We start from the raw sequence: 17948 nt of genomic DNA on the forward strand, positions 1-17948 counted from the left end.
CTTGAATATCGCGCGCTTTGGCGCTCATATCGGTTCCGGGTGAATTCAGTCCAGGCCATTTCGATCTCCGTTCAGTTGTGCAGCCGAATAGAATCATAACCTGCTGAATTCACTCAACCCTTTTCCAATCAGCCTCTTAGACCAATCCACCAGACATGAAAAAGCCCCGCCGATCCCTTGACCGGCGGGGAAGGAGCGTGCCCCGGCCAGACGCGGCCATTGGGGCACGGGCGGTATTGATGTGAATCAGGAGGACATCTCGGACCGGATCTGCTGGCGCAACAGATCAATCGGCACCGTCTTGCCGTCGCGGCGGAAATGCCAATAGGTCCAGCCGTTGCAACTGGGCGCGCCCTCCAGCTTGGCCCCGACCTGATGGATCGAGCCTTTGGTGTCGGACACCACAAGCGTGCCATCGGCGCGGATCTTGGCGATCTTGCCGCGCGGCGAAATCAGTTCTTCGCCGGGATTGAGCAGCCCGCGTTCGACCAGCTGGCCAAACGGCACGCGCGGCTCGGCGCGTTTGGATTGCGTAACCTCCAGCGACGACCGGTCAAATTTGCGAATATTGGCCAGACGTTTTTCGGCAACCTTGCGATAGGCGTCCTCGCGCTCGATGCCAATGAAGTTGCGGCCCAGTTTCTTGGCCACCGCGCCGGTGGTGCCGGTGCCAAAGAACGGGTCCAGCACGATATCGCCGGGATTGGTGGTGGCCACCAGAATGCGGTGCAGCAGGCTTTCGGGTTTTTGGGTCGGGTGCGCCTTGTCGCCCATATCGTTCTTGATGCGCTCATGCCCGGTGCAAATCGGCAAAACCCAATCGGACCGCATTTGCACCCCTTCATTCAGCGCCTTCAGCGCCTCATAGTTGAAGGTGTATTTCGCGCCCTCGGATTTCGAGGCCCAGATCATCGTTTCATGGGCATTTGTCAGGCGCTTGCCGCGAAAATTCGGCATCGGGTTCGACTTGCGCCAAACCACATCATTCAGCACCCAGAACCCCTGATTTTGCAGCGCATATCCAACCCGAAAGATGTTGTGATAGCTGCCAATGACCCAGATCGCGCCATTGGGTTTCAGCAGGCGCTGCGCCGCCGCCAGCCAATCCCTGGTAAACGTGTCATAGACCGCGAAACTGTCGAACTGATCCCAGGCATCATCGACCGCATCGACCTTGGAATTATCCGGCCGGTGCAGGTTGCCCTTGAGTTGCAGATTATAGGGCGGATCCGCAAAGATGAGGTCCACCGATTCCGCAGGCAGACTGTTCATCACCTCGATGCAGTCGCCTGGCATGATTGTATTGATCGGAAGCATATCAGCCCCCGTTTGGATTGTTTTTTTTGTCATCTCTGCCTCTGCAACGGGCGCCTCTTTCGGGCGCTGATTTGTGGCTCAAGGATGAGTCAAAGCTGATTCGCCGTCAATTTCTTTTTTGAATCAAGAGGTTGCAGAAGGGGCTTGATACAAGATGTTGTGGACCGGTTTGAAACTGCGCCTATGGTGGGGGGTGACCCCCAGATTTAGGAGGGCGCGTTTATGTTCCGCAGTGGGGTAACCGGCATTTCGGTCCCATCCATATCCGGGGTATTGTTGCGCCAATGCACACATGGCTGCGTCACGACATGTTTTGGCCACAATTGAGGCCGCCGCAATCGACAGGCTGATGCCGTCGCCCTTGATGATCGGCGTGGCCGCAATGCGCAGCTCCTTGGGGATGAACTTGCCATCAATCAGCGCATGATCCGGCGCGGTTTTCAGGCCCTCAACGGCGCGGGTCATGGCCAGCAGGCTGGCATTCAGGATATTGATCTGGTCAATCTCCTCGACCGAGGCAATACCGATGGAAACTTCGGCGCAGCCATGCAGCAGCTCGGTCAAGGCAAGGCGCCGCGTTTCGCTGAGTTTCTTGGAATCGTTCAGACCGGGCGGAATATTGTCCCCATCCAGCACCACGGCGGCAGCCATCACCGGGCCGGCCAGCGGCCCGCGCCCAACCTCATCGACACCCGCGACGCGGCCGCCGATGCGGGTCTCTAGACTGAAATCCGGTGCTTTTGTCATGGCCCCCTGAAATCACGCGCCTGGCCGCAAGGCAACAAAAAGGCGGCAGAACCTATGCTCCGCCGCCCTCCATCGCACCACTCGACCGGCATTTCCCGGTTACGACCGCACCCAGCCGCGATTGTAGAGGCATTGCGCGTCATAGACATTGCGCCAGCCCTGATGGGTATAGACACGTTGCAGGCAGGCCGAGGGAAGTTGTGAATAATAGGCGCTGGACTGCATGCAGCCGGCACCAAAGCCGCGAAACACACCATGCGGGCCCTGGAAGCTGCTATAGCATCGCGACGGCGCGATCAGAGAACGCTGCACATGCGGCACATGCGGCGCAGCGCGATGCGGCACGACAGTGGTGTAAGTTCGCCGGTCGCGCTGATTCTCAAGGATGCTGCCAAGGATGATAATTGCGGCGGCACCACCAAGAAAACGGCGCAGGTTATCATTATTGGCCTGTGCCGGGGTTGCGGTAGACATGATTCCGGTCAGCGCCAGAGCGGCCGAAAGGCTTGCTGCGGCCAGCAGTTTGGGAAGGGATTTAAACATAATTCAGGGGCTCCATATGAGGATGGGAAAATGGGCAGGAACCGCATGCGGGCGGAATGGGTGATTATCCCCCCGCCCCTGTCAGACAGGCAATATCAACGCGCCGCTATCCGATAACATTGGCAAAATACCCGGCTGATATTGAATGTCAGCAGGGATTTGCCCTAACTCAGACTCATGAAACACGCAGTCCTCACCTTCGCCCTGGTCATGGGTTTCGCCTCGGCAGCCAATGCCGCTTGTTTTGCCGATTACAAGGCAAAGATGGATAACCCGTTGCGCCTGCATTACGGTGTCATCGAGTTGCCAGCGTCCGCTTGCAATGTCGGCGCCGCCGCGTCTGTCATTTCAGGCCGCCTGACAGGTGGTTGGCAGCTTCTGGAGGTGATGTCGGTCTTTGACGAGTCCGGCCTCGATTCGAGGGAAGCGCGTGCAGGACAATACTACCTCAATTTCTGACTCCCGTCTCAGCGGCACCCGTGTCGTGCAGATCGGAATCGTGATCGTCGTCGGCATTCTGACCCTGGCGGCGATCTTGCTGTTCTCCTACTTGCCCGACGCCAATGCGTTCAATGCCGCGGTGGAGGAGATCTTTGTTGTCAATGATGCCCTGACAACCAATGACTCCATGAGAATCCTTGAGATTCTGGCGCAATCCGGCACCGCCTTTTCCAAGGTTCTGGCCAGCTATCGGGCGATCATTTTCGTGCTGATCCTGTTTGCCACGGCGCTGTTGGTGGCCTGCCTGATCTTTCTGGTCACCATCATCACACTGAATAAACGCATGGGCGAGATCGAAAGATCGGGCATTCAGGTCAGCTCGCTTATCGTCAGCCGGGAAGAGCGGGTCGTGTATCTGAACAACATGGAATTCAAGCTGACCGGGGCGGCAATGGAAACCCTGTCGGTGCTGGCCGAGGCCCGGATGGATGATGACGTTCTGTCGGGCGCGGAAATCGAATCAATGGTGTCGGGGAAATCTGTCACCGATTGCGATGAGGCCGCCGGTGCCACCCGAATCAAGCGGTTGCGCGATACCCTGGGCAATCAGATGGTTAGCGAATTGTTGATCAAGAACATCGCACGACGCGGCTACATGCTGTCGATCGACAAGAATGTGATCAAGATGATCTAGCAGCGATTGGGGCGCCCCCGGCCATAGCCGGAGCGGTCGGAAATGCTGCCATTGTCGCTGTCGGTCGCCCCGGTGCGGGTGCCGCCCGGCCCCCGCGGGCAGGCCGCACCATCGGACCAGGATCCGTTATCGCCATCCGCCGCCTGGGCCTGTGCCGGCAGGATCGCGGCCGCGCCACCGATTGCGGCCATCCCCAGGAACAAGCGGCGCGGCGGGCGCAGCGTCTCGATCTCGGATTCATGCAGCGTTCTGGGGGGCTTGGGCATCAGACCTCTCCGACAACGAAAAACCGCGCCGGGATGGGCGCGGTTCATCTCATAACATGAAATTCCGGGGGCGTCAGCAATAGGGCGCGCCGCGACCATAGCCGCCACGGTCGGTAATGTTCCCATTGTCACTGTCGGTGTAGCCGGTATAGCCGCCGCCGCTGCCGCGCGGGCAGGATCCGGCATCGGTCCAGTTGCCATTATCAATATCAGCCGCCTGGGCCTGACCTGCTGTCGCGGTCAGGGCCATCGCGCCGCCACCGGCAATCAGGCCCAGAACGGCCCGCCGCGCCGGGCGGCTGGTGGTGATGTCAGAATCGCTGAGCGTTCTGCGGTTATCGGGTTTGCGGGTCATCTGCTGGCCTTTCAATTTGCCATCAGGAAAACGTGTCTTTCACACTATCTATATAATGGCGATACCCCGCCTGTCAAGACGCCGCGTCGCAATCACCATCAGCTGGCGGTTGCGCGCCACCGGGCTCTGCGACTAGCCTGACACCAGATGCCACGCCTGAGGGAGGTGCAAATGACACGGGATTTCGACTGGACGATCGCGCCGGTCAGCCGCGATGATTTCTTCGCGCATAGCTATGAGAAAAAGCACCTCGTGATCCGGCGCGGCCAGGCCGATTATTATGCCGATCTGCTGTCCACGGGCGATATCGACTGGGCGCTGACGACGCTTGGCCTGTCTGTGCCCGAGGTCAACATTACCCGCGCCGATGCCATGATCACGCCCGCCGATTTTGCCTATGAGAACGGATTTGTCGACCCGGTTGCCGCCACCCGCCTGTTTGCCGATGGGGCCACGATCATCCTGTCGAACCTGCAGGAACGCCTGCCCAATCTGGCTGATTTCTGTCGTGCGCTGGAAAAGGTGTTCAGCGCGCGGGTGCAGACCAATATCTACCTGACCCCGGCCCATTCCCAGGGCTTCAAGGCGCATTACGATGGCCATGACGTGCTGGTGTTGCAGGTCGAGGGCACCAAGCAATGGCGCATTTATGACACGCCGGTGGCGCTGCCGCTGGCCGATCAGGGTTTTGACCCGGCGGAAGTGCCGATCGGCGAAGAAACCGACCGCTTCGTGCTGGAACCGGGTGACATGGTCTATGTGCCGCGCGGGCTGACGCATGACGCGGTTTCGACCGATCAGACCTCGTTGCATATCACCACCGGGCTGATGGTCCGGTCCTGGGCCGATCTGCTGACCGAGGCGGTCCGGATGATGGCGCATGACAATGTGGAATTCCGCGAGGCGCTGCCGCCGGGATTTACCGATGAAGGCTATGACACCCGCGCCGCGCAGGAAAAATTCGCGGCCCTGCTGGCCAAGGTGGCGGGTGCCGATCTTGAACCCGTGCTGGATGCGTTCCGCGAAGATTTCATCGGCTCGCGCCTGCCGCGCGTGCATGGCCAGATGGCCGAACTGGCGCGGATGGCCGATTTGGACGCCGAAAGCCGTCTGATTGCCCGGCCCAATCTGATCTACCGGCTGATGGATGTGCCCGGCAAGGGCGATGAGGATGATACGGTCGCGGTCTCGTGTCAGGGCGCGGTGATCAGCCTGCCGGCCTTTGCACGTGCGCCGCTGGCCCATGCGCTGTCGGGCGCGGTTTTCACCCTGGCCGATCTGCCCGGCGATCTGGATGAGGCGGGCCGCGCGGTTCTGGTGCGCCGCTTGCTGCGCGAAGGGCTGGTGAAGTTCAGCGATTGAGCCGATCGTTTCAACCGCCATCGTCGAAATCCGGGCCGATTGAGCGGGGCGCGGGCGCGGGCCGGCGGCTTTGGTGACCCCGATAGGATTCGAACCTATAACCTGCCCCTTAGGAGGGGGCTGCTCTATCCAGTTGAGCCACGGGGCCACGCGCACCCGTTCTGCGCATTTCGGGACCATATGGCAAGCACCCCGGCGCAATTTCTGGGCATCGGCCGAGAGGCTTGGACAATCCCGCCTTTCCTGATTATCAAGGGCGTTGACCCAATCACGAGGAGCGCCCAGCGGTGCCAATTCGCCCCTTCGATCCCGGCAAACCGCAATTGACGCTGCGTGACGTGGCCGAGGCAGCGCGGGTCTCGGAAATGACCGTCAGCCGGGTGTTGCGCAATCGGGGGGATGTCAGCCAGGCCACCCGGGCACGCGTGATGGAGGCGGCGCGGTCGCTTGGCTATGTGCCCAACAAGATCGCCGGTGCGTTGGCCTCGAACCGGGTCAATCTGGTTGGCGTGATCATCCCGTCGCTGTCGAACATGGTGTTTCCGCTGGTTCTGGCCGGGATCTCGGATGTTTTGGACGATACCGCCCTGCAACCCGTCTTCGGATCCTCGCATTACCTGCCCGAGCGCGAGGAAAAAGTGATCTATGAAATGCTGTCATGGCGGCCTTCCGGCATGATCATTGCCGGCATCGAACATACCGATGCCTCGCGCGCGATGCTGGCCAATTCCGGTATTCCGGTGGTCGAGATCATGGATACCGATGGCGATCCGATTGACGCCATGGTGGGCGTCAGCCACCGCGCATCGGGGGCGCGGATGGCGCGTGAAATTCTGGCGCGCGGGTATCGCCGGATCGGGTTCATGGGCACCAAGATGCCCGAAGATCACCGGGCCCGGAAGCGGCTGGAAGGGTTCGAGGGCGTATTGACTGAAGCCGGTGTTGATCTGGTGGATCGGATTTATTATGCCGGGGGGTCGGCGCTGGGCAAGGGCCGCGAGATGACGCAAGAGATGCTGTCGCGCCATGCCGACCTTGATTTTCTCTATTATTCCAATGATATGATTGCGGCAGGCGGGCTTCTCTACTGCCTCGAAAAGGGCCTGAATATCCCTTCTGACATGGGATTGGCCGGGTTCAACGCGGTCGAAATTCTTGACGGGCTGCCGATGCAACTGGCCACGATGGATTCACGGAGACGAGAGATCGGCGAGGCCGCGGCGCGCATCATTGCGGCACGGGTGGCGGGCGAGGAATGCGAAAAGATCATTACGCTGGATTCCGGGTTTGAGGCCGGGCAGACCATGCGCGCCCTGTCGCCTAGCAACTCGGCAGATTGACGGCCAGCCCGCCACGGCTGGTTTCCTTGTAATTCTCGTTCATGTCCAGACCGGTCTGGCGCATCGCCTCGACGCAATTATCCAGCGGCATGAAATGCGTGCCGTCGCCGCGCAGGGCCAGTGACGCGGCCGAAACCGCCTTGATCGCGCCAAGCCCGTTGCGTTCGATGCAAGGCACCTGCACCAGCCCCGCCGCCGGGTCGCAGGTCATGCCCAGATGATGTTCCAGCGCAATCTCGGCGGCGTTTTCAATCTGTTCATTGCTGCCCCCCAAAGCCGCGCAAAGGCCAGCGGCGGCCATGGCCGAGGCTGAACCAACCTCACCCTGACAGCCCACTTCGGCCCCCGAGATCGAGGCGTTATGCTTGATCAGCCCGCCGATCGCGGCTGCCGTCATCAGGAAATTGCGCCGACCTTCCTCGGTCGCGCCGATGCAATGGTCGCGGTAATAGCGCAGCACCGCGGGCACCACGCCCGCCGCGCCATTGGTGGGCGAGGTCACAACCTTGCCACCGGCCGCGTTTTCCTCGTTCACCGCCATGGCATAGACGCTCATCCAATCGTTGATGGTATGGGGCTGCGCCTGATTGGTGCCGCGTTCGGCCAGCAATTGCTGATGGATTGCCTTGGCCCGGCGTTTGACCAAAAGGCCGCCGGGCAGGATGCCGTCGATACGCAGACCGCGATCAATACACGCATCCATCGCGGCCCAGATCGCATCCAGCCGGGACTGCACTTCGGCGCGCGGCGCGCCTGCTGTTTCATTGGCCCATTTCATCTGTGCGATCGTCTTGCCCGACGCCTTGCCCATCGCAAGCATCTCGGCCGCCGATCCGAACGGATAGGGATAGCCCTGCGCGGCTTTTTCGGCGTGAAAGGCTTTCGGGCCGCCATGTTTCTGTGCCTCCAGTTCAGCGGCGGTCATCACGAAGCCACCGCCGATAGAGTAATAGGTTTCCTCCATGAACAGGTTCCCGGCAGCGTCGTAGCCGCGCAGGATCATGCCATTGGCGTGGCCGGGCAAGGGCGGGCCATAATCGAAGATCAGATCGGCGGCAGGGTCAAACCGCAGCGGCGGCAGGCCCTCGGGGTGGATCATCTTTTGCCTATGCAATTGGGCCTCGGCCGCCTCGGCCTGGTCGGGGTCGATGGTGGCGGGCAGGAAGCCGCAAAGCCCGAGCATCACCGCGCGGTCAGTGGCGTGGCCTTTGCCGGTAAAGGACAGCGAGCCGTGCAACGAACAGGTGATATGGGCGACATCGCCCGCGCCCGGTTCGCGCAGGCCGCTGCGCAGCGCGTCAAGAAACGCCGCAGCCGCGCTCATCGGCCCCATCGTGTGCGACGAGGACGGGCCGATGCCGATCTTGAAGATGTCGAAGATGCTGAGAAACATGGGGCACGCTCCGCTGGGCTGTTGCCAGCCGGGATAGCGGAATTGCGCGCGCCATGCTTGAGAAAACCGACAGGCCGAATGCTGCGACCGACCTGAACCGGGTATGTGCCTAGAGATCGACCTCGATGGCGACGCCTTTGGCAATGGCCAGATCGACCAGAGCGGCAGAGACCGCAAGATCCTGCAGGCCGACGCCGGTGCCGTCGAACAGGGTAATCTCATCGTCGGAGGACCGCCCCGGATGGGTGCCGTTGATCACCGCGCCAATCTCGGAAATGTCGCTTTGCTTGATCAGCCCGGCCGCAATCGCATGCTGACATTCGCCGATGCTGACCGACTGGGCGACCTCATCGGTAAAGACGGTGGCCTGCGCGACCAGATCGGCGCTGGCCTCCTGCTTGCCTTTGGTGTCGGTGCCCATGCAGGCGATATGGGTGCCGGGGCTGACATGTTCCGGCAACAGGATCGGATTAAACGAGGAGGTGATGGAGATGATGACATCGGCCTCTTGCAGCCCGGCAAGCTCAACCGCCTCAAATGGCAGACCGGCCTCAGTGGCGACCTCCTCCAGATTGGACAGCATTTCGGGGTGATAGTTCCAGCCGATGACCTTGTCGAACTGGCGCTGCTCCAACGCGGCGCGCAGTTGGAATTTGGCCTGATGGCCGGCCCCGACCATGCCCATCACGCGGGCATCCTTGCGCGCCAGATGGTTGATCGAAACCGAGGATGCGGCGGCGGTGCGCAGGGCGGTGGAAAAATTGCCCCCCACCATGGCGCGCACCATGCCGGTATCGGGATCGAACAGGAACACCGTGGACTGGTGGTTGATGATGCCATGTTTGTCCAGATTGTTGGGCCAATAGCCCCCGGCCTTGAGGCCAAGCGTGCCGCCGACCCGGTCAAACCCGCCCTTGAAGCCGTAAAGCGCGTCTTCATGGCCGATGGCTTCGCGGATCACGGGGAAATTATAGGCATCCTTTGCGGCCATGGCGGCAAAGATCTTTTCCACCGCATCATAGGAGGCTTCGCGGGTCAGAAGGGCGGGGATTTCACGTTCGGGAACGATGATCATGGCGGGTGTCCTCGGGAAGGGGATAGATATCGGGGCCGGACATGCCGACCCCGAGAAAGGTTTTTTGCGGTCAGGCCTCAGAATGCCTTGCCGCGCGCCGAAACCGGCCAGAGCGCCTCGACCTTGCCGCCGCGCACACCGACATACCAGTCATGGACGTTGCAGGTCGGGTCACAATGGCCGGGCACCAGGCGCAGCTTGTCATTGATCTTGAGCACGCCATCGGGGTCGCCCACCACGCCATGTTCATCGGAACATTTCAGATAGGTCACATCATCGCGGCCATAGATGGTGGGCAGGCCGCTATCGACCGATTGCGCTTTCAGCCCGGCATCGACGATGGCCTTGTCGGGTTTGGCGTGGCTCATCACCGTGGTCAGGATGAACAGCGCGTTTTCCCATTCGCCCTGATCAATACGCTTGCCTTCGGCATCCAGAATGCGACCGTAATCGGCATCCATGAAAGCATAGGAGCCGCATTGAAGTTCGTTGAACACGCCTGAATTGCTCTCGAAATAATACGATCCGGTGCCGCCACCGCCGACGATGTCGCATTCCAGACCCTGCGCCTTGAGGCCCTGCACCGCATCCGTCACCTGCGCGATTGCAATATCCAGCTTGGCCTTGCGGTCTGCATAGCTGTCCATGTGCTGCATCGCGCCCTGATAGGCCTGGATACCGGCGAATTTCAGGCCCTCGGCGGCGTCGATCATCTTGGCGATGTTGACCACATCCTGCGTGGTGGACACGCCACAGCGCCCGGCACCGCAATCAATCTCGACCAGGGCCTCGATCTGGGTGCCGTGCTTGACGGCCGCGGCTGACAGGTCTGCCACATTGGCCGGATCATCGACACAGACCAGAACCCGGGCCCCCAGTTTCGGCATCCGGGCCAGACGGTCGATCTTGGCCGGATCGGTGACCTGGTTGGACACCATCACATCCTTGATACCGCCACGGGCAAACACTTCGGCCTCGCTGACTTTCTGACAGCAGACGCCGCAGGCCCCGCCCAGTTTTTCCTGCAATTTGGCGACATCGACCGATTTGTGCATCTTGCCATGCACCCGGTGGCGCATGCCGTGGTCGCGGGCATAATCGCCCATCTTCTTGATGTTGCGTTCCAGCGCATCCAGATCGAGCACCAGGCAGGGGGTCTGAATATCGGCCTCATCCATGCCGATGGCGGCGGGGATGTCATAGCCGACTTCGAAATCGTCCAGGTTCAGTTGCTTGTTCATGTCGCTTCCCTCCTCAGCCCTGCATCCAGGGCAATTTATCCAGATCCACATTGCCGCCGGTGACAATAATGCCAACCCGCTTGCCCCGGAACAGGTCCGGGTTTTTCAAAATCACCGCCAGCGGCACAGCGCTGGAGGGTTCCATCACGATCTTCATGCGTTGCCAGATCAGCCGCATCGCATCGATGATCTCCTGCTCGGAACAGGTCAGCACATCCGTCACGAAATTTGACACGAAATGCCAGGTATTTTCCTTGAGCGGAACTTTCAGCCCGTCGGCCACGGTGTCGGGCGCGTCATCTGCAATGATGTGACCGGCGCGGAAACTGCGCGCGGCATCATCGGCCTGATCGGGCTCGGCGGCATAGATCTGCACCTGCGGCGCAAGATTGGAGAGCGTCAGGCAGGTGCCCGACACCATGCCACCACCGCCGATCGGGGCGACGACGGCATCAAGCGCCTCGACCTGCTCCAGCAACTCGGCCGAACAGGTCGCCTGCCCGGCGATGACGCGCGGATCATTATAGGGGTGGACGAAATCGGCCCCCGTCGCGGCCTCGACCTTGGCGAACACCGCCTCGCGGCTGCTGGTCGAGGGGTCGCATTCGGTGATGATGCCGCCATAGCCCCGCACGGCATCCTTTTTCGCCTGCGGTGCCGTGCGCGGCATCACGACATGGCAGGGAATGCCCCGCCGCCCGGCGGCATAGCTGAGGCTGAGCGCATGATTGCCGGATGAATGCGTGCAGACGCCTTTTGCGGCCTTTTCATCATCCAGGCCAAACACGGCATTCGAGGCCCCGCGAACCTTGAACGCCCCGGCCTTCTGGAAATTCTCGCATTTGAAGAACAGCGTGGCCCCGGTCAGACCATCAAGATAGGACGAAGTCAGAACCGGGGTGCGGTGGATATGGGGCCGGATGCGGTCCTGCGCATCACGCATATGCGCAATCGTCAGGGCGGCCCCGGTGGTATAGTCCAGCATGTCGGCCTCCTTATGCGGCGGATTTCAGTGCGGCGCGGCTGCTGGCGCGGAAATGCTCCTGCGCGGCAATGACGCCGCTGCCCAATGTAACCGGATAATTCAGATCTGCCATCGCCATTTCGATGGTCGCCAGACCCGACAGCACCATGACATCGGTCAGGCTGCCGAGATGGCCGATGCGGAAGGCCTTGCCGTTCATTTCGCCCAAGCCGACGCCGAATGACACGCCATAGGCGGCAAAGGCCCGGTCAGTCAGCGCGTTGCTGTCGAACCCTTCCGGCACGTAGATGGCGCTGACGGTATCGGAATACAGATCGGGCGATTGCGCGACCAGTTCCAGACCCCAGGCCGCGACAGCCTTGCGCACGCCTTCGGCAAGGCGGTGGTGGCGGGCATAGACGTTTTGCAGCCCTTCCTCCTCCAGCATCTTCAGCGCCTCATTCATGCCGTAGATCAGGTTCAGCGGCGGCGTATAGGGAAAGCCACCCGAGGCGTTGGCCTTCATCATATCGCGGAAATCAAAGAAGGTGCGCGGCAGGGTCGCGGTTTCCATCGCCGCCAGCGCCTTGGGGCTGACACACAGGATCGCCATGCCGGTGGCCAGCATGAACCCCTTTTGCGACCCGGAAACGGCAATATCGACGCCCCAGGTATCGAACTGGAAATCCATCGAGCCAAGCGAGCTGACGCAATCAACGAAGAACAGGGCCGGATGGCTGGCCGCATCCATCGCGCCTCGCACGGCCGAAATGTCGGATTTCACGCCGGTGGCGGTCTCATTATGGGTGACCAGAACGGCCTTGATCTGGTGGCCCGTATCGGCCCGCAGCGCGGCTTCGAACTTGTCAGCAGGCGCGCCCGAGCCCCAGGCACATTCGATGATCTCGACATTCAACCCATGGCGCTGGCACATGTCGATCCAGCGATGGCTGAACATGCCATAACGCGCGACCAGAACCGTGTCCCCGGGGCTGAGCGTGTTGGTGATGCAGGCCTCCCAACCGCCGGTGCCGCTTGCGGGAAAGGTGATGATCTGACCGGTAGTGGTGGCGAAAACCTTTTTTGTCTTCTCCAGCACGGGCGCGAAGGTTTCGACGAAATCCGGTGCCCGGTGGTCCTGCGTCTGCACATTCATGGCGTGGCGCAGACGGTCGGGGATATTGGTCGGGCCGGGAATGAAAAGCGGGTTTTGGTTGGGCATCGGTCGATCCTCCTGATTGGCTGCAGTATCGGGCAGTTCAGCGGCGCGTGCAATTTTCTTGAAATGTTTTTTCAATATCAGGGATTAAATATCAACACCTTGTTTTTACATCATTTTTGATTTATCAATATTCCTGCTACGACAGTCTGGAAAATCATCGGAAGGCGGCCCATGCAGAATCAGCGTCGCCCGCGCGGGCGCCCGAAATCGCAGTTCAAGGAAAGCTCGGCCGGGACCATGCAATCGCTGGACCGGGCGCTTGGCGTGCTGACGGCGGTGGCGCAGCGCGACAGATCAGCCCTGACAGATCTGGCGCAGGCGCTGGACATTCCGACCGCGACCACACACCGGATTCTGACGACCTTGCGGAAACACGGCTATGTCGGCTTTGACGAGGATCGTCAGGAATGGATGATCGGGATCGAGGCCTATCGTGCCGGGGCCACCTTTCTGAAACGCAACAGCGTGATCGAGATCGGCCAGACACATCTGCGCAAACTGATGCGCGACACTGGTGAAACCGCCAATCTTGCGGTGCCCGACGGGCCCAATGTGGTCTTTGTCGGACAGGTCGAGACCGAAAACCCGATCCGGGCCTTTTTCCCTCCAGGCAGCCGCACGCGAATGCATGCCTCGGGCACCGGCAAGGCCATATTGGCGACCATGGGCAAGGATGCGCTGGAGCGTTTTTTCCGCGATGCGGACCTGCCGCGCCATACCGAACATACATTGGTGACCCGCGCCGAGCTTGAGGCCGATCTGGTCGCAACCCGGGCCCGGGGCTGGTCCCATGACCATGCCGAACGCTACCTGGGCATGTCATGCATCGGCGCGGCCATTTTCAACGAACGCGGTCTGCCCTGTGGCGGTGTCTCGGTCTCGGGCCCAAGCGGGCGGTTCAGCGCAGATAGCATCGCCGAAATCGGGGCCCGTGTCGCGGCCGCAGCAGCCCAGATCACGCGGGCCAGCGGCGGAAAACCGATAGCCGGTGCCTAAACCAAACGGCAGATCCTGCGTGGAAATCAGGTGACCGGCCAACGGGATCCGGTCCAGGAAAAGGCCATATTCGCAGCGATCTTTGCGTTTTCGGACAGAACTGGGCCAAAAATGCCCGATCAAACCCGATTCCGGGCGAAATTCAGCCGTGTCACACGCAGTTGTGAGGAATGTAATCAGTTGGTTGGGTTGTTTGCGGCGTGTAGGATGGTCACAATACTGTGAGTAGTTGATAACGGCCAGAATGAGAGAATTTGATATGTTGACCAGGCGCCACTTTATCATGACGACGACCGCGTTGTTTTCGGCTCCTATAGCGGCACCTGCATTCGCCGGCTCGCATGGTGGGCCCGATATGTGGGATATCTGGGACGCGCAAGTAACACCTGAAAACTACGATCCCGCCACCAGTAACCCTTGGGGGATCCATCCGCGGTTTCTGCCCCGGATGGTCGAAGCGAATGATTCGCTGACGCCGGGGGACATCCATGTCGATGCCGTCGCGCGGTATCTCTATCACATCCGGGAAAACGGAACTGCGCTGCGGTTCGGTGTCGCCATCGGCCGTGACGATCTGTACGAGCCGGGAACCTACACCATCCGGCGCAAGGTAAAGTGGCCGCAATGGACACCGACGGCCAATATGATCCGCCGTGACCCCCAAGCCTATGCGCAATACGCGGACGGGCTGCCGGGCGGGCCGTCAAACCCTCTGGGATCGCGGGCGCTCTATCTCTATGTCGGGAACCGCGACACCTATCTGCGCATCCACGGAACGCCGCAGCCCTGGTCGATCGGAACCCGCGCCAGCTCGGGCTGTGTTCGCATGGTGATGCCGCATATTATCGGGCTCTATGAAGATGTCGATATCGGCGTGACAGCCGTGCTGTACCCGGCTGAAGATTGGGTTTCCGCGACAAGCTGACCTGCGGGGGGCGGGCGAGGTTTTTCGCCCCGCACCTTCTCATTGGGCGGAAGGGCGGCAGGTTCCAGACGAACCACATCCAAGCAGGACGCCCAAAAATTCCGGGGCCCGTCAGGTCACATCCTGATGGGCCCCGAATATGTTGGCAACGACCGAGCAAGAGCTTGAGACAGGATCACCCCGCCGTCGGGTGAACCTCTGGTGCCCGGGTGCAGATCTGGCGCCCATCTCTGGTGTTCAACGGCAGAAAGGTCGTTTCGACCGGGCCTGTTCTCTGGAACCAATAACATCCATCTTCAGGCAGGATCCGAACCGTTCGCAAATTCTGGTTTGGCGCGACAATCGCCAACACCGCCTCAGGCAGTTCCTGGATAAAACCAGGGTTTTCCAAAGATACCTCGGTTGGTGCCGTTGTTGCACAGGCACCCAACAGCAAAAACAATGCTGCCATGTATTGGTTCGGAACCTTCATTCACTCTTCTCCGCTGATTGGCTGCAAACATGAAACATGAGGTTTGCGTAGCCCACAACCCCCTACAGTGACGTTTCCGAGCCCAGGTAATCAACCCAATGATAATCCCCCATTCTGGAGGGGTCGGCCAACGGAGATCACGCAGCCATTTTGAGTTTCAAGCCCAGTGTGACGGTGCCCACACCCATCTTGGGGTGGATGCAATTATATGCCCACAGATTATCCGCGGCCTGCGCCAATGCCCCGTTAACCAGCAAGCTGCTGCCTCTGATTCTGATCAAGATCAGCACATGTGGGTCAAAACCGACATCCACCAGACCGATCAGTAGCGCCTCGACCGTGGAAACCGAAGCCAACTACAACGCAACACTGGAAAAATCCTCCATGGCCGCGTAACTAACCGACAGGCGGCGTCAGACTGAGTCATGGAACACGGTCGATCAGGCAAGGAGAATTCATTTGAGGCAGACAGTTTTACCGCGATGGAGTAAGCAAATTACGCAAGAGCATTATTCTAATGCAGCCTATCAATATTCGACATATTCAGCTCCTGCGTCCAAGGGTATCGAATGAAAGACGATACGCAAAAAAGATGGCAATTTCTTTACGAATCCATGAAGTTTCAAGTTCCGCCAACAATTGTTGATATAGGCGCAAATCCTCTGGATGATCCGCCTTACAAGCCGCTTCTGGACATTGGTTTGTGCCGCGTTCACGGATTCGAACCACAGCCGGAAGCCTTTGAGAAACTGATGGCGATGAAAGGGGATCTGGAATCCTATACGAATGCCGCAGTGGGTGATGGAAAGGACCATTCGCTCAACATCTATCATGGTAGCGGACTCAGCTCGTTGTTCAATCTGGACCCCGAGGCCATGGCATTTCTTGGACGAGCCAAAAGACCCGCGCGGCTCATTGAGGAATTGAAAGTCAAAACACAACGGCTGGACGATATCGGAGATATTGAACATATAGACCTTCTGAAAATTGACGTGCAGGGTGCCGAGAAAATGATTTTTCAGAATGGAACAAAAAAACTCTCGCAAGCTGTCGCAGTGGTAACAGAATTACGATTTTATCCTCTTTATGAAGGCGAGCCTCTGCTGGATGAACAAATCTCGGTCCTGTCCAGCCTGGGTTTCAGGCTGCACAAGTTTCTGTTTATCAAAAATCAAATGATTTCAAGCTCTCAGAATGCCAAATTAAAAACGCGCAGGGTATCGAGCCAGGTTCTGGATGGGGACGCCGTTTTTGTAAGAGACTTGCGCGACCCCAAGGCAGTATCGAACAATCAGCTGAAAGCCCTTGCAATCTTGGCCGACGCCGTCTTTGAGAGCTACGATCTGGCCTTGCACTGTCTGGACCAACTGGTCAGCAGAGGAGAGCTGTCAGCCGAAATACCCCACGAATATGTAGATTTTCTACCCTCGGATTTAAGGAGGAACTGATGGCCGCGGACGTTCTGGATTTGGAATTGTCTGGATTCCGGTTGCCAAAGGGAATCCCGGAGCTCACACGACGTCTGGTCGGAAACTCTGAGGCACATGACGAGAAATTTGTCAGTCAGTATGATTTCAATACCCTGTTCTATGACTGCTTCCTGGACTCCGAGGCAGGTGAAATTCTCTTGCTGGGCCCGCCGCTTTTGAACCTGAAGCGTCTTGTCAAGGAAACTGAATTCTGGATTGATGGACGAAAAATCCCGATAAAGGAAATTCGCAACCTCTCACGCTGCAGCATCGTGGCTCTGGATGCGCAAAGCGGGCTTGTTCTGACATTGAAACATATCTTGTTCGGCGGCTCAATTCCAATAGGTCGATCTTATGTCGATGAATTCGCCAACCTGAACGGCATGTATACTATTTCATTGAACAATCGGTTGGATTGGATTGCGGACTGGCTGAACTATTACGTCAAGATCCACGGTGCTGAAACCGTAATACTAAGCGACAATGGCTCTCAGGCATACGGTCTATCCGATCTGCGCCAGACGCTTGCCGATATTCCCGGACTGCGGAAAGCAGTTATCCTGCGTGCACGGTATCCCTTTGGGCCAACGGTTGAAAACAAAGCCGGGTATGCGTCTTTGTTTCTCCAGCGATCCCTGGCTGAACTGGGACGACTAAGGTTTTTTGCCAAGGCCAGGGCTGTTGTGAACGCAGATATTGACGAGCTGTTTCATTCCGTAAATGGGCAATCGGTTTTTGACGCCACGGTCGAGACGAAAGACGGCTACCTGCGGGGAAACGCGGAATGGGTGTATGCCCTCAACCCGGGGCCAAACGGCTACGCGCGTCATTGCGACCACAGCCATGTCAGCGCGTCAGGTAAACCAAAAGCCAATCGAAAGTGGTGTGTCGTGCCGGGCGGATCACAAAAGGGAAAACAATGGTTGACCCACTTTCTTGACTCTTCAAAAGACCCTGTTGATCCAAATTTTCGTATCTGGCATTTTCGCCAAATTTCAACGGGCTGGAAATTTGATCGCTCGATCAGTAAGGAAAGCCTTGAAGTGAATTCAGAGCTGGTCGACTCAATGAGGGCTGCTTTCCCTTTAAGGTGAGCTTACAGTCATGGCCATTGCTGAGTGACCGA

At 59.1% G+C, this 17948-nt stretch carries 18 protein-coding genes and 1 tRNA gene; 8 read left to right on the forward strand and 11 right to left on the reverse strand.

What is annotated here, in order from left to right; all coding sequences use genetic code 11:
- Positions 1-246: 246 nt before the first annotated feature.
- From ACW8PS_RS12965 to ACW8PS_RS12975, 3 genes are all read right to left on the reverse strand, one after another.
- A complete protein-coding gene (locus ACW8PS_RS12965) occupies positions 247-1350 on the reverse strand; it encodes a site-specific DNA-methyltransferase (RefSeq protein WP_491527880.1) in 1104 nt (367 codons plus the stop codon).
- A gap of 90 nt (positions 1351-1440) precedes the next feature.
- Entirely contained in the window at positions 1441-2064 is a 624-nt protein-coding gene (gene rnhB, locus ACW8PS_RS12970) for a ribonuclease HII (RefSeq protein WP_491527882.1), read from the reverse strand.
- A 99-nt stretch (positions 2065-2163) separates the two neighbouring features.
- A complete protein-coding gene (locus ACW8PS_RS12975; RefSeq protein WP_491527884.1) occupies positions 2164-2607 on the reverse strand; it encodes a hypothetical protein in 444 nt (147 codons plus the stop codon).
- A 177-nt stretch (positions 2608-2784) separates the two neighbouring features.
- On the opposite strand from ACW8PS_RS12975, the gene ACW8PS_RS12980 reads away from it, so the two are divergent.
- Positions 2785-3066, forward strand: coding sequence for a hypothetical protein (locus ACW8PS_RS12980; RefSeq protein ID WP_491527886.1), 282 nt, complete (start codon positions 2785-2787; stop codon positions 3064-3066).
- Positions 3038-3742 (forward strand): winged helix-turn-helix domain-containing protein, encoded by a 705-nt coding sequence (locus ACW8PS_RS12985; protein ID WP_491527888.1) that lies wholly within the window; start codon positions 3038-3040, stop codon positions 3740-3742. Before ACW8PS_RS12980 ends, ACW8PS_RS12985 begins: the two co-directional genes overlap by 29 nt.
- Here ACW8PS_RS12985 and ACW8PS_RS12990 read toward each other — a convergent pair.
- Together ACW8PS_RS12990 and ACW8PS_RS12995 are read right to left on the reverse strand one after the other, a co-directional pair.
- Positions 3739-4008, reverse strand: a complete 270-nt coding sequence (locus ACW8PS_RS12990) for a hypothetical protein (RefSeq protein WP_491527890.1) — start codon at positions 4006-4008, stop codon at positions 3739-3741. The genes ACW8PS_RS12985 and ACW8PS_RS12990 overlap by 4 nt on opposite strands.
- A gap of 73 nt (positions 4009-4081) precedes the next feature.
- Complete coding sequence (locus ACW8PS_RS12995; RefSeq protein ID WP_491527891.1) at positions 4082-4363, reverse strand: hypothetical protein; 282 nt, start codon at positions 4361-4363, stop codon at positions 4082-4084.
- Between the two features lie 171 nt (positions 4364-4534).
- Here ACW8PS_RS12995 and ACW8PS_RS13000 point away from each other — a divergent pair, with 171 nt between their 5' ends.
- Positions 4535-5725 (forward strand): cupin domain-containing protein, encoded by a 1191-nt coding sequence (locus ACW8PS_RS13000; RefSeq protein WP_491527893.1) that lies wholly within the window; start codon positions 4535-4537, stop codon positions 5723-5725.
- A 71-nt stretch (positions 5726-5796) separates the two neighbouring features.
- On the opposite strand, the gene ACW8PS_RS13005 is transcribed toward ACW8PS_RS13000, so the two are convergent.
- Positions 5797-5873, reverse strand: a tRNA-Arg gene (locus tag ACW8PS_RS13005).
- A gap of 139 nt (positions 5874-6012) precedes the next feature.
- Here ACW8PS_RS13005 and ACW8PS_RS13010 point away from each other — a divergent pair.
- Positions 6013-7065: a LacI family DNA-binding transcriptional regulator gene (locus tag ACW8PS_RS13010; protein WP_491527894.1), complete on the forward strand. Its 1053-nt coding sequence runs from the start codon at positions 6013-6015 to the stop codon at positions 7063-7065.
- Here the strand turns inward: ACW8PS_RS13010 and ACW8PS_RS13015 are convergent.
- The 5 genes from ACW8PS_RS13015 to bhcA all read right to left on the reverse strand — a co-directional run bounded on the left by ACW8PS_RS13015 (position 7046) and on the right by bhcA (position 12960).
- Positions 7046-8458 carry an L-serine ammonia-lyase gene (locus ACW8PS_RS13015; RefSeq protein ID WP_491527896.1) on the reverse strand — a complete coding sequence of 471 codons (1413 nt, stop codon included), beginning with the start codon at positions 8456-8458 and terminating at the stop codon, positions 7046-7048. The two genes, ACW8PS_RS13010 and ACW8PS_RS13015, sit on opposite strands and share 20 nt — an antisense overlap.
- 109 nt (positions 8459-8567) lie before the next feature.
- Positions 8568-9533: an iminosuccinate reductase BhcD gene (bhcD, locus tag ACW8PS_RS13020; protein WP_491527897.1), complete on the reverse strand. Its 966-nt coding sequence runs from the start codon at positions 9531-9533 to the stop codon at positions 8568-8570.
- A gap of 77 nt (positions 9534-9610) precedes the next feature.
- Entirely contained in the window at positions 9611-10774 is a 1164-nt protein-coding gene (gene bhcC / locus ACW8PS_RS13025) for a 3-hydroxy-D-aspartate aldolase BhcC (protein WP_491527898.1), read from the reverse strand.
- 13 nt (positions 10775-10787) lie between these two features.
- Positions 10788-11759, reverse strand: a complete 972-nt coding sequence (gene bhcB, locus ACW8PS_RS13030; protein WP_491527899.1) for a beta-hydroxyaspartate dehydratase BhcB — start codon at positions 11757-11759, stop codon at positions 10788-10790.
- Between the two features lie 10 nt (positions 11760-11769).
- Positions 11770-12960, reverse strand: a complete 1191-nt coding sequence (gene bhcA, locus ACW8PS_RS13035) for an L-aspartate--glyoxylate aminotransferase BhcA (protein ID WP_491527901.1) — start codon at positions 12958-12960, stop codon at positions 11770-11772.
- Between the two features lie 171 nt (positions 12961-13131).
- On the opposite strand from bhcA, the gene ACW8PS_RS13040 reads away from it, so the two are divergent.
- The 4 genes from ACW8PS_RS13040 to ACW8PS_RS13055 all read left to right on the forward strand — a co-directional run bounded on the left by ACW8PS_RS13040 (position 13132) and on the right by ACW8PS_RS13055 (position 17916).
- A complete protein-coding gene (locus ACW8PS_RS13040) occupies positions 13132-13956 on the forward strand; it encodes an IclR family transcriptional regulator (RefSeq protein ID WP_491527902.1) in 825 nt (274 codons plus the stop codon).
- 259 nt (positions 13957-14215) lie between these two features.
- Positions 14216-14881 (forward strand): L,D-transpeptidase, encoded by a 666-nt coding sequence (locus ACW8PS_RS13045; protein WP_491527904.1) that lies wholly within the window; start codon positions 14216-14218, stop codon positions 14879-14881.
- A 1041-nt stretch (positions 14882-15922) separates the two neighbouring features.
- On the forward strand, positions 15923-16801 hold the full coding sequence (locus ACW8PS_RS13050; protein WP_491527906.1) for an FkbM family methyltransferase: 879 nt from the start codon (positions 15923-15925) through the stop codon (positions 16799-16801).
- The gene (locus tag ACW8PS_RS13055; RefSeq protein WP_491527907.1) at positions 16801-17916 is read left to right on the forward strand and encodes a hypothetical protein; all 1116 of its coding nucleotides are present in this window, start codon (positions 16801-16803) and stop codon (positions 17914-17916) included. Before ACW8PS_RS13050 ends, ACW8PS_RS13055 begins: the two co-directional genes overlap by 1 nt.
- Positions 17917-17948: the final 32 nt, after the last annotated feature.

This window comes from Alterinioella sp. (assembly GCF_058343375.1).